The 12,990-nt window shown below is 74.8% G+C and carries 2 protein-coding genes; both read left to right on the plus strand.

Going from position 1 to position 12,990, the window contains the following annotated elements:
* The first annotated feature begins 3 nt into the window (after positions 1-3).
* A complete protein-coding gene (locus WMF28_RS40500; protein ID WP_437599064.1) occupies positions 4-9,009 on the plus strand; it encodes an amino acid adenylation domain-containing protein in 9,006 nt (3,001 codons plus the stop codon).
* Positions 9,006-12,980: a non-ribosomal peptide synthetase gene (locus WMF28_RS40505; RefSeq protein ID WP_437599066.1), complete on the plus strand. Its 3,975-nt coding sequence runs from the start codon at positions 9,006-9,008 to the stop codon at positions 12,978-12,980. Before WMF28_RS40500 ends, WMF28_RS40505 begins: the two co-directional genes overlap by 4 nt.
* Positions 12,981-12,990 lie beyond the last annotated feature (10 nt).

Raw genomic sequence — 12,990 nt, forward strand, 5'->3', positions numbered from 1 at the left:
GCCATGACGAACAAGAAGAAAGACGTTGAGTCGATTCACTATCTCTCCCCGCTCCAGCAGGGATTGCTCTTTCACGCGGTCTCGGATCGCGCCGCCGACCCGTACTTCGTCCAGACGGCCTTTCTCCTGGAGGGGCGGCTCGAACTCGACATCTTCGAGCGCGCCTGGCAGGCGCTCGCGGAGCGGCACCCCATCCTGCGCACCGGCTTCGTCTGGGAGGGCGTGAACAGGCCGGTGCAGGTCGTCCGCCCGCGGGCGACGATCCCCCTTTCGCGGCACGACCTCCGCGGGCTCGCCGCGCGCGAGCGCGAGGAGGCCCTCGTCGAGCTCATGGCCGCGGACCGGCGCGCCGGCTTCGACCTGCTGAAGGCGCCCCTCATGCGGCTCACGGTGGCCCGGGCCGAGGAGGAGGCCTTCTATTTCATCAACAGCCATCACCACCTCCTGCTCGACGGGTGGAGCTTCGCCCTCCTGCTGAGAGAGGCGCTGTTCGTTTACAAGGCACTCGCGCGGGGCGCGGCGCCCGAGCTGCCGCGGCCGCGCCCGTACCGGGAGTACCTCACGTGGGTGCAGGCCCAGGACGAAGGCGCCGCCGAGCGGTTCTTCCGCGGCGCGCTGGCCGGGTTCCGGGCGCCGACGCCGCTCCCGCTGGAGGCGGGGCCGGCGGCCGCCGCCGGCGACGGCGCGTTCCCCTGCGCCGAGCAGGCGCTCCGCTTCTCGCGGGCCGAGACGGAGGCGCTCGCGGCCTGCGCGCGCCGCCTGCGCGTCACGCTGAACACCCTCGTGCAGGGCGCGTGGGCCCTCCTGCTCTCCCGGCACAGCGGAGAGGCCGACGTTGTCTTCGGCTCCACGGTGTCGGGCCGCCCCCCGGAGCTCCCCGGCTCCGAGGCCATCGTCGGCGTGATGATCAACACCTTGCCTGTGCGGGTCCACGTGGACGAGCACGAGCCGCTCGCCGCCTGGCTCTCGCGGCTGCAGGACCGGAACAGCGAGCTGCGCCAGTACGAGTGGACCCCCCTGTCCAACGTCCAGCGCTGGAGCGAGGTGCCAGGCGGGCGGTCGCTCTTCGACACCCTGGTGGTGTTCGACAGCTACCCCGAGGAGGACGTGAGCGGCATCCCCATGGACGTTCGCGTCCGCGCCCTGCCCCGGCCCGGCGGCGGGCGCGTCGGCGACGCCTTGCTCACCGCCGGGCGCAACAACTACCCGGCGTCGCTCATCGTCGAGCCGTCGAGCGAGCTCGGGCTCATCCTGAGCTACGAGCGCCGGCGCCTCACGCACGAGGCCGCGGCCAGCCTGCTCGGCCAGTGCCGCGCGCTGCTCGAGGTGATGGCGGCGCGGCCGGACGCCCGGCTGGCCGAGCTGCCCCTCGTGGGCGGCGCGGAGCGGCGGCGCCTGCTCTCCGAGTGGAACGCGACGGCCGCCGACTTCCCGCCGGCCTGCGTCCACGAGCTCTTCGCGGCGCACGCCGCCGCGCGGCCCGACGCCCTGGCGGTCGTCTGCGAAGAGACGGCGCTGACCTACCGGGAGCTCGACCGGCAGACGAACCAGCTGGCGCGGAGGCTGCGGGCGCTCGGCGTCGGGCCCGAGGACCGGGTCGTCCTGTGCATCGAGCGCTCGGCGGAGCTGATCCTCGCGCTGCTCGGCGTGCTCAAGGCCGGCGCCGCGTACGTGCCCGTCGACCCGAAATTCCCGCGCGAGCGGCTGCGCGCCGTCGTGGAGGACAGCGGCGCGAAGGTCGTGATCACCCAGGCGTCATGGGCCGGCGCGTTCGACGGGCCGGGGCCGGCGCTGCTCTTCCTCGACCGCGACGCGGTCAGCCTCGCGACCGAGCCGGCCGGGCCGCTCGGCGCGACGGCCCGGCCGGAGAACCTGGCCTACCTCATCTACACCTCGGGCTCGACCGGGCGCCCGAAGGGCGTGGCCGTCGAGCACCGGCACCTCGTGAACTACGTGCGCGGCGTGCTCACGCGGCTGCCCCTCGCCGAGGGCGGCGGCATGGCGCTCGTCTCGACCGTGGCGGCGGACCTCGGGCACACGTCGCTCTTCGGCGCGCTCTGCTCGGGCCGCGCGCTGCACGTCCTGTCCGAGGCGCGGATCTTCGATCCCGACGCCACCGCCGAGTACATGAGCCGTCACGGGGTCGACGCGCTCAAGATCGTCCCCAGCCACCTCACCGCGCTCCTCGAGGCCGCGCAGCCCGAGCGCGTGCTGCCCGCGCGCTGCCTCGTGCTCGGCGGGGAAGCCTCGAGCTGGGAGCTCATCGACCGCATCCGCGCGCTCTCGCCGGGGTGCACCGTCCTGAATCATTACGGTCCCACGGAAACCACTGTGGGCTCGCTTACATGGCAGTTCGATGCCGCGGGCGGCCGATCCGCAGCGACCGTGCCCATCGGCCGGCCGCTCCCGAACACCCAGGCGTATGTCCTTGGTGTAAATTTCGAGCCGGTGCCGGTGGGTGTGCCCGGGGAGCTCTACCTGGGCGGGGCCGGCGTGACGCGTGGCTACCACGCGCGCCCCGAGCTGACGGCGGAGCGCTTCGTCCCGGATCCGTTCGGGGGCGCCCCGGGCGGCCGCCTGTACCGCACCGGGGATCGGGCGCGCCTCCGGGCGGACGGCGCGATCGAGTTCCTCGGGCGCACCGACCACCAGATCAAGCTGCGCGGCCACCGCGTCGAGCTCGGCGAGATCGAGGCCCGCCTGCGCGAGCAGCCCGAGGTGCGCGAGGCGGTCGTGGCGGCGCGGGACGCCGGCGGGACCACGCGCCTCGTGGCCTACGTCGTCGGCCGGGAGGCGGCGGCGCCCGACGTCGCGGCGCTCCGCGGCCGGCTCGCGCTGGGGCTCCCCGACATCATGGTGCCCGCCGTGATCGTGGCGCTGCCCGCGCTGCCGCTCACCGCGAACGGCAAGATCGACCGCGCGGCGCTGCCCGAGCCCGGGCGGGCGGGCGCGCCGGAGGCCGCCGGCTTCGTCGCGCCGCGGAGCGAGGTCGAGGCTACGCTCGCCCAGATCTGGGCCGAGATCCTGCGCGTGGAGCGGGTCGGCATCCACGACAACTTCTTCGCCCTCGGCGGCGACTCCATCCGGAGCCTCCAGGTCATCGCGCGCGCCAACCAGCGCGGCGTCAAGCTGAGCCCGAAGGATCTGTTCGACCACCCCACCGTGGCCGGCGCCGCGGCGGTCGCGCGCTCCGCCGCGGCGCCGGTCGCGGCCGCGGGCGCCGCCGCCGTCGCGGGCCCGGACCCGACCTGCGCGCCGCAGGGAGAGCCGCCCGGGGCGACGCCTCCGCGGTTCGCGCTGAGCGGCCTCACGCAGGACGAGCTCGCGCGCAACCTGCCGGACCCGGCGGGGCTCGATGACGTCTACCCGCTCTCGCCGATGCAGGAGGGGATGCTCTTCCACACCCTGCTGAACCCGGGCTCGGGCATCTACCTGATGCAGCAGCACTACGTGTGGCACGGCGCGCTCGACGCCGGCCTCGTCATCGAGGCCTGGCGGCGGGTGGCGGCGCGGCACCCCATCCTGAGGACCTCCTTCGTCTGGAAGGATCTCGAGCGACCGCTCCAGATCGTCCACCGGCAGGTCGACCTCTCCGACGTCATCCACGTCCTCGACTGGCGCGACGAGACCGAGGCCGAGCAGGAGCGGCGCCTCGCCGAGACGCTCGAGGCCGAGCTCGCCGAGGGGCTCGACATGACGCGCGCGCCGCTCCTGCGGCTCCGGCTGATCCGCGTGCGGGAGGACGCCTACCGCATCGTGCGGAGCTTCCACCACATCCTCACGGACGACTGGTGCTTCTCCGTGCTGATGATGGAGTGCCTGTCGTACTACGCGGCCCTGATCGAGGACCGCTCGCTGGAGCTGCCCGAGCCGCGCCCCTACCGCGACTACATCGCCTGGCTTGCGCGGCAGGACCTCCCGGCGGCCGAGCGGTTCTGGCGCGAGGAGCTCCGCGGCTTCGCGGAGCCGACGCCCCTCGGCGTGGACCGGATCCTCCCCGACGGGGCCGCGCCGCCCGCGGGGGCCGGGGTGAGCGACGCGTTCGTCGAGCTGCCGCCGGCCTTGACCGAGGCGCTCCTCGGCCTCGCGCACAAGCACGGGCTGACGCCCAACACCCTTGTGCAAGGGGCCTGGGCGCTCCTCCTGAGCCGCTACAGCGGCCGGCGCGACGTCGTGTTCGGCGTGACCGTGGCGGGCCGCCCGACCGATCTGCCCGGCGTGGAGTCGATCGTGGGCCTCTTCATCAACAGCCTGCCGCTGCGGGTGCGCGTCTCGCCCGAGCAGCCGCTCCTCCCGTGGCTCAAGGGCCTCCTGGCCCACAACTACCGGATCCGCGAGGTCGAGTATCCGCCGCTCGTGGAGATCCAGCGGTGGAGCGAGCTCCCCAAGGGACAGGCGCTCTTCGACAGCCTCCTCGTCTTCGAGAACGCGCCGAAGGACCCCCGCCTCGGAGAGCAGGTGGGCGACGTCCGCCTCTCCTACGAGCAGGACCGGGTCCACACGAACTACCCGATGACGGTCGTGGCCTACCCGGGCGCGGGGCTCGGGATCCGGCTCTCGTACGACCGGCGCCTGTTCGCTCACGACGCCGTCGAGCGGATGCTCGGCCACCTGGTCCAGCTCCTCTCGGAGATGGCCCGCCGCCCGGAGGCGCGGCTGGGCGACCTCGCGCTCCTGGGTGAGCGCGAGCGCCGGCAGCTGCTCCTGGAGTGGAACAGCACGAGGAGCGCGGAGCCCGCCGCGCCGAGCTACGTGTCGCTGTTCGAGGCCCAGGCGCGAAGGACGCCCGACGCCGAGGCGGTCACCTGCCGCGGGCGCCGGCTCACCTACGCGGCCCTGAACCGCGCCGCCGACCAGGTGGCCCACGCACTGCGGGCCCAGGGGGTCGGTCCGGACACGATCGTCGCCGTGCTGGAGTCGCGCGACATCGAGCTGGTCGTCGCGCTGCTCGGCGTGCTCAAGGCCGGCGGCGCGTATCTCCCGCTCGATCCCCACCAGCCGGAGCAGCGCATCGCCGGGGTCGTCGAGGCGAGCCGCGCGCCCGTGGTCGTGACCTCGGAGGCGTGGGTCCCGCGGCTCGCGAAGGCGCTCGCGCACCTGCCGGAGCCAGCCCGGCCTCGGTTCGTGACGCGCGAGCGCCTCGCCGCGCAGCGCGGGCCCGCGCCCGTGCCCGTCGACGACCTCCCGCGGCTCGCCGGCCCCGGCCACCTCGCCTACGTCATCTACACGAGCGGATCGACCGGCGCGCCGAAGGGGGCGATGGTCGAGCACGCCGGGATGCTCAACAACGTGTGGGGGAAGATCCCCGCGCTCGAGCTCGGCGCCTCAGACGTCATCGGCCAGACAGCGTCCCAGTGCTTCGACATCTCGGTGTGGCAGCTGCTGACGGCGCTGCTCTGCGGCGGCCGCGTGCACATCGTCCCCGACGAGATCGTGGGCGATCCGCGGCGCCTGCTGGAGGAGGCCGAGGCGCAGGGGATCACGGTCCTCGAGCTGGTCCCGTCGCTCCTGCGGGAGCTCGTGGGGGCCGACGAGGACGCGCCGCGCCTCGCGCGCCTGCGGTGGATGCTGCCCACCGGCGAGGCCCTGACGCCCGACCTCTGCCGCCGATGGTTCGCGCGGTACCCCCGCGTCCCGCTCATGAACGCCTACGGGCCGGCCGAGTGCGCCGACGACGTCGCGCTGCACGCGATCACGGCGGCCCCGGGGCCCGAGCTCGTCCACGTGCCCATCGGCCGGCCCGTGCCCAACGTGAAGCTCTACGTCGTGACGGGCGACGACCTCGCGCCCGTCGGCGTGACCGGCGAGATCTGCGTCACGGGCATCGGCGTGGGGCGAGGCTACCTGAACGACCCCGCCCGGACCGCCGAGGCCTTCGTGCCCGACCCCTTCGGCGACGTGCCCGGCGCGCGCATGTACCGGACCGGCGATCTCGGCCGGCGCCTCGCGGACGGCACCCTCGAGTTCTCGGGGCGGCGGGATCACCAGGTGAAGATCCGCGGCTTCCGCATCGAGCTCGGGGAGATCGAGGCGCGCCTCGCGCAGCACCCGGAGGTCCGCGAGGCCGTGGTCGCGGTCCGGGAGGAGCGCTCCTCCGGCAAGCGGCTCGTCGCCTACGTCGTCGGCGAAGGCGGCGCGCCCCCGGCGCCGGAGCGCCTGCGCGATTTCCTGAAGGAGACGCTGCCCGACTACATGGTGCCGCCCGTGTTCGTCGCCCTGTCCGCGCTGCCGCTCACCCCGAACGGCAAGGTGGACCGCAAGGCCCTGCCGGCGCCGGAGGCGCCCGCGGCCGATCCGGGAGGCGCCGCGGCAGGCGCCCCCACGACGCCGACCGAGGAGGCCCTCGCCGGGATCTGGGCGGAGGTGCTGGGGCTCGATCGGGTCGGCGTCCACACCGGCTTCTTCGAGCTGGGCGGGCACTCGCTCCTCGCCACGCAGGTGGTGTCGCGCGTGCGCAAGGCGCTCGGCGTCGAGCTGCCGCTCCGCAGCCTGTTCGATCACCCCACCGTGGCGGAGCTCGCCGGCGACGTCGATCGACGCCGCGGCCCGCGCGCCGGCGCGCCGGCGGCCGGGGCGCCGCCGCTCGTCCCGGCGCCGCGGCAGGGGCCGCTGCCGCTCTCGTTCGCGCAGCAGCGCCTGTGGTTCCTGGCCCAGCTCGAGCCCGACAGCGCCGGGTACAACATGACCGCCGCCGTGCGCGTCGAGGGGGCGCTCGACGTCGCGGGGCTAAGGGACAGCCTTACCGCGCTCGTCCGGCGCCACGAGTCGCTGCGGACCACGTTCGGCGTGGCCTCGGGCGAGCCGGTGCAGGTGATCGCCCCCGAGGGCGCGCCGGCGTTCGAGGTGGTGGACCTGTCGGCGACGCCCGCCGCGGAGCACGGCGCGGCGGTCCAGCGCCTGGCCGAAGGCCGCGCGGAGCGGCCGTTCGACCTCGGTCGTGGCCCGCTCCTGCGGGTGACCGCGATCAGGCTCCGCGACGACGAGCTCGTGCTGGTCATCGTCGTCCACCACATCGTGGCGGACGGCTGGACCATGAACGTGCTGGTCGCGGAGCTGGCCGAGCTGTACGTGGCGGCGAGGGCCGGGCGCCCGCCGGCGCTGCGGCCGCTGCCGGTCCAGTACGCGGACTTCGCCGTCTGGCAGCGGCAGTGGATCCGGGGCGCGACCCGCGAGGCGCTGCTCGGCGCCTGGCGCGAGCGGCTCTCCGGGCACCCGCCGGCGCTCGATCTGCGCCCGGATCACCCGCGGCCCGCCGCGCCGAGCTACCGCGGCGCGCGCCACACGATCGCGGTGGACCGCGCGCTCTCCGACGCCCTGCGCGCGCTCGGCCGGCGCGAGGGCGCGACCCTCTTCATGACGCTGCTCGCGGCGTTCAAGGTCATGCTCCTCGGGCGCACGGGCCAGAGCGACGTCCTCGTCGGGACCGACGTCGCGGGCCGCAACCGCGCGGAGACCGAGGGGCTCATCGGGTTCTTCGTCAACCTGCTGGTCCTGCGCACGGACCTCGGCGGCCTGCCGACGTTCCGGGAGCTCCTTCAGCGGGTCCGGGAGGTCACGCTCGACGCGTACGCGCACCAGGATCTGCCGTTCGAGCAGGTCGTCGACGCCGTGCGGCCGGCCCGCGAGCCCGGCCGCCACCCCCTCGTGCAGACGCTGTTCGTGCTGCAGAACGTGCCGGCGTCCGAGATCTCGCTGCCCGGGATCCGCATCAGCCCCGTGGATCTCGACCGTGAGGTGTCGCGGTTCGACCTCGGCGTGTTCGTCGAGGAGACGGACGAGGGGCTCACGTGCGCGTGGAAGTACCGCGCCGATCTGTTCGAGCCGCCGACGATCGCAGCGATGGCGGCCCACTTCATGGCCGTGCTGCGGGCCATCGTGGACGACCCCGACCGCCGCGTGACGGCGCTCGCGGCAGCCGAGAGGAAGGAGCGCACCGTGGAAGGACGCGCGCGCGACGAGGGCCGGCTCCGGAGCCTCAAGCGCATCACCCCCCGCAAGGTGGACGTGGGTCCCAGCGCGCTCGTCGCGACGAGCACGATGGACGCCGGGCCGCTGCCGCTTGTCGTGAAGCCGGCGGTGGACGACGTGGAGCTCGCGGCCTGGGCCCGCGAGGAGCGGGCGTTCGTCGAGGCGCAGCTGCTCCGGCACGGGGCCGTCCTGTTCCGCGGCTTCCCGATCCGGTCGGTCCCGGAATTCGAGCAGGTCGCGCAGGCCATCTGCGGCGAGCTGTTCGGCGAGTACGGCGACCTTCCGCGGGAGAAGACCGGGCAGCACATCTACAGCTCCACGCCGTACCCGGCCGACAAGGCCATCCTGTTCCACAACGAGAGCTCGCACCTCCCGCGCTGGCCGATGAAGCAGTGGTTCTACTGCGTGCAGGCCGCGCCGGAGGGCGGCGCGACGCCGATCGTCGACTGCCGCCGGCTCCACGAGGCGCTCGCGCCGGACGTCCGCGAGCGCTTCCGGCGGACGGGGCTGCTCTACGTGCGCAACTTCACGCCGGGCTTCGACGTGAGCTGGCAGGACTTCTTCCACACGACGGATCCCGCGGTCGTGGAGGAGCGCTGCCGCGCGGGCGGCATGCGGTGCGCGTGGCTCGCGGGCGGCCGGCTGCGGATCGGCCAGCGCGGCCCGGCCGTGCTCTCGCACCCGAAGACGGGAGAGCAGGTGTTCTTCAACCAGGTCCAGCTGCACCACCCGGCGTACCTGGAGGCGCCGGTGCGCGAGTCGCTCCTGGCGATGCTCGGCGAGGAGTGGCTGCCCCGCAACGTGGTCTACGGCGACGGCGCGCCGATCGAGGCGGAGACGACCCGCGCGCTCGGCGAGGCCTACGAGCGCTGCGCCGTGCGGTTCCCGTGGCAGGAGGGCGACGTCATCCTGCTCGACAACATGCTCGTGGCCCACGCCCGCGACCCGTTCTCGGGCCCGCGGAAGATCGTGGTCGCCATGGGCGAGATGATGACGGCCGAGCGGGCGACGCAGGCGGCCCAGGGCGCGGTGGCGACATGACGACGCAGGTCACCGAGCTCGGGCCGACCGTTCAGGGCGTGCGCCTCTCGCCGCAGCAGCGGCGCCTGTGGGCGCTCCACCGGAGCGGGACCGCGGTGTGCACGCGCGGGCTGATCCGGCTGGAGGGAAACCTCGATGCCGCGCGGCTGGCCGATGCCCTCGGCCAGGTCGTCGCGCGGCACGAGATCCTGCGGACGACGTTCCGCCGGGATCCGCGCCTCAAGTTCCCGCTGCAGGCCGCCTGCGGGGCGGCGCCCGCGTGGCGCCGCGTGGATCTGGGCGGCCGCGCGGCCGGCGAGCAGCAGGCGCACGTCGATGGGCTCTGGCGCGAGGCCGCGCGGCTCGAGCTCGACCTCGAGCGCGGGCCGCTGCTTCACGTCTGGCTGGTGCGCCGCGCCGACCGGCTGCACGACCTGCTCGTCGCCGCGCCCGCGCTCTGCGCCGACGCGTGGACGATGGACCTGCTGTTCGGCGAGCTGGCCGAGGCCTACGCCGGCGCCGGCGAGCGAGGCGCGAGCGGCGAGGAGCCGGTGCAGTACGCCCAGTTTGCCGAGTGGCAGAACGATCTCGTCGGCTCGGCGGAGGGCGCGCCGGCGCCTCCGGGGGTGCCCGTCGTCCTCCCGTTCGAGGGCGCCGCCGGGGAGGGCGGCGCCTCCGGCGAGGCCGTCGAGATCGACGTCGACGCCGCGCTGCTCGACCGGCTGGAGTCGCTGGCCCGCGGCGAGGGCGCCTCGCTCTCGTCGGTCCTGCTCGCGGCCTTCCAGGTCCACCTCGCGCGCCTCACCGGGTCGCGGGAGCTCGTCGTCGCCGTGGCCTCGACCGGGCGGACGATCGAGGACGTCCAGGAGGTCATGGGCCCGGTGGCCAGGTGGCTCCCGGTGCCGTGCCGCGTGGACGACGCGCAGCGGTTCGCCGAGCTTGTGCGCCGGGCTCAAGCCGGCGTCGAGGAGGCGACAGAGGAAGCCGAGGAGCGCTGGAACCCCGACCTGCCGGCGGACGGCGCGGGGCCCGGGAGCACCGTCGGCTTCGAGTTCTCCTCGCTCCCGGAGCCCCGGGCGGCGGGGGGCCTCGCGTGGCACGTCGAGCGCCGGTGCACGGGCGCGGGCGGGCTCAAGCTCGCGCTCTCGGCCCAGCGCGGGCGAGGCCGCGTGCGCCTCTCGCTCTGGCACGACGCGCGCCGGTGCGGGGCGGAGGGCGTCCTGGGCCTGGCCGAGCAGTACCGTGCGCTGCTCGGCAGCGCGGCCGGGGCCTGGTCGGCGCCCGTGGAGCGCCTCGGCCTGCTCGGCCCTTCGGAGCGGGCGCGGCGGCTCTCGGCGGGCCGGGGGGCGGCGCACGACGCCGCGCCGCCGCGGTGCCTGCATGCGTCGTTCGAGGCGCACGCGGCGCGGCAGCCCGATGCGCTGGCCGTTGTCGCGGGCGACAGGCGGCTGACCTACGGTGAGCTGAACCGGCAGGCCAACCGGCTCGCCCACCATCTCCGCCGGCGCGGCGTCGGCGGCGGCAGCCCGGTCGGCCTCTGCTGCGAGCGATCCGTGGACATGATCGCGGGCCTCCTGGGCATCCTCAAGGCCGGAGGGGCCTACGTACCGCTCGACCCGCACGCCCCCGCGCAGCGGCTCGCCCAGCAGATCCGGCGCGCGGGCTTCTCCGTCCTGCTCACGAACGCGCCTGCCCGCGCCCGGCTGCCGGACACCGACTGCGCCGTCCTCTCGCTCGACGACGCGGCGTTGCTCGACGGCGAGCCCGCCGCCGACCCGGCCGCGCCGGTGCTGCTCGACGACATCGCGTCCGTCGTCTTCACGTCGGGCTCGACCGGCGAGCCCAAGGGCGTCGCCGTGACGCACCGCGGCATCGCCAGCTACACCCGCTCTGTGTGCGAGGCGCTCGGGATCGAGGCGGGCCTGCATTTCGCGACCGTCTCGACGTTGAGCGCCGATCTCGGCAACACGAGCCTCTTCGGCGCGCTCGCCTCGGGCGGGTGCCTCCACGTGATCGGCTACGAGACGGCCACCGACGGCAGGCTCTTCTCGGAGTACTACCGGCGCTGGCCGATCGACGTGCTGAAGATCGTGCCGTCGCACCTGAGCGCGCTCCTCGACACCGGCGAGGGGGCGGCGGTGCTGCCGCGGCGGCTCCTCGTGCTGGGCGGAGAGGCGCTGCCGTTCGCCCTCATCGAGCGGATCGCGGCGCTCTCGAGCGGCTGCGCTGTGGCGAACCACTACGGGCCGACCGAGACGACGGTGGGCGCGCTCGTGCAGCCGCTCGGCGCGCTGCGTGACCGGCGCGGGTGCGCCTCGGTGCCGATCGGCCGCCCCCTCGCCAACGCCGAGGCGTACGTCCTCGACGAGCGCCTCGAGCCGGCGCCGGCGGGCACGGTGGGCGAGCTCTACCTGGGCGGCGCCGGCCTCGCGCGCGGGTACCTCGGCCAGCCGGATCTGACCGCGGAGCGGTTCGTGCCGCACCCCTTCGGCGTGGGCGCGCGCCTCTACCGGACGGGCGATCGGGCGCGGTACCGGCCCGACGGCGCCATCGAGTTCATGGGTCGGCGCGATCACCAGGTGAAGATCCGCGGCTATCGCGTGGAGCTCGGGGAGATCGAGGCGCGCGTCCGGGAGCACCCCGCGGTGGGGCAGGCGGTCGTCATCGCCCGGGAGGACGGCGCGGGCGGGCCGACCCTCGTCGCGTACGTGGTGCCCCGGGAGGGGGCGCTCGACGAGGCCGCGCTGCGCGGGTTCCTCAGGGATCGGCTCCCCGAGTACATGCACCCGAGCGACGTCGTGCTGCTCCACGCGCTGCCCCTGACCGCCAACGGGAAGGTGGATCGCAAGGCGCTGCCCAGCCCTGCCGCGCGGCGGCGGCGCGCGTACGTCGCGCCTCGCACGCCGGTCGAGGAGGCGCTCGCGCGCATCTGGGCCGACGTGCTGGGGCGCCCGCAGATCGGCGTCGAGGACAGCTTCTTCGACCTCGGCGGGCACTCGCTGATGGCGATCCCGCTGATGCACCGGATCCAGCAGGCGCTCGGCGGCTCCCTGTCGTTGATGGCGATCTTCGAGGCGCCGACCGTCGCGGGGCTCGCCCGACTGCTCGCGGACGAGCGCCCGGCGTCGAGCGTCGTCGTGCTCCGCGCGGGCGGGTCGCGCCCTCCCCTCTTCTGCGTGGACGCAACAGGCCTGCACGTCATGGCCTACCAGGGCCTCGCCGCAGCCATGAGCGACGAGCAGCCCGTGCTCGGGCTCGATCTGGGCCCATCGCTCGCGCGTGAGGCCGGGGCGCTCTCGCTCCCTCGGATCGTCGAGCGGCTCTCGCGCGAGATCCGGGAGCGGCAGGCGCGCGGGCCGTATCGCCTCCTCGGGTGGTCGATGGGCGGCGTGCTGGCGCTCGCCATCGCCCGGGCGCTGGAGGAGCAGGGCGAGCGGGTCGCCTTCCTCGGCCTGCTGGACACGCAGCCGCGCACGCGGCTCTACGCGGCGGGCGAGCCGGATGTCGTCGAGGAGCTGGCGGCGTACATCGATCAGGGCCGCAGCGCGGAGCTGCTCGCGCTCGCGCCGGCGGAGCTCGACGCGCTGCGGGCGCGGCTGAAGGGGCTGAGCGACGACGACCGGGTGGCGGAGGCCGTGCGCTGGGCGCAGGCCCGCGGCTTCGCGTCGAGCGACATCCCGCCCGCCGCCTATCACCACCGGTACGCGCTGCTTCGAGGCGCGGCCCTGCTCACGAACGATCTGCCGCCGCGGTGCGTCGCGGCGCCGATCCATGCGTGGTGGAGCGCCGAGACGCTCGCGTACCACGGCGGCCCGCCCATGGACTGGCAGCGCACCACGTCGGGCGCGGTGCACACGGCGGATCTCCCCGGCGATCACATCGCCGCCGTGCAGGGGGCCGACGTGCATGCGCGCGTGCGCGCGGCCCTGGAGGTCCTGGACATCGATGAACGCGCCCTAGAGCGCTCGGAATCAAACAACCCTTCTCCCTAGGGAGCATCCG

The sequence above is a fragment of the Sorangium sp. So ce590 genome, assembly GCF_051521365.1.
Lineage (GTDB): Bacteria > Myxococcota_A > Polyangia > Polyangiales > Polyangiaceae > Sorangium.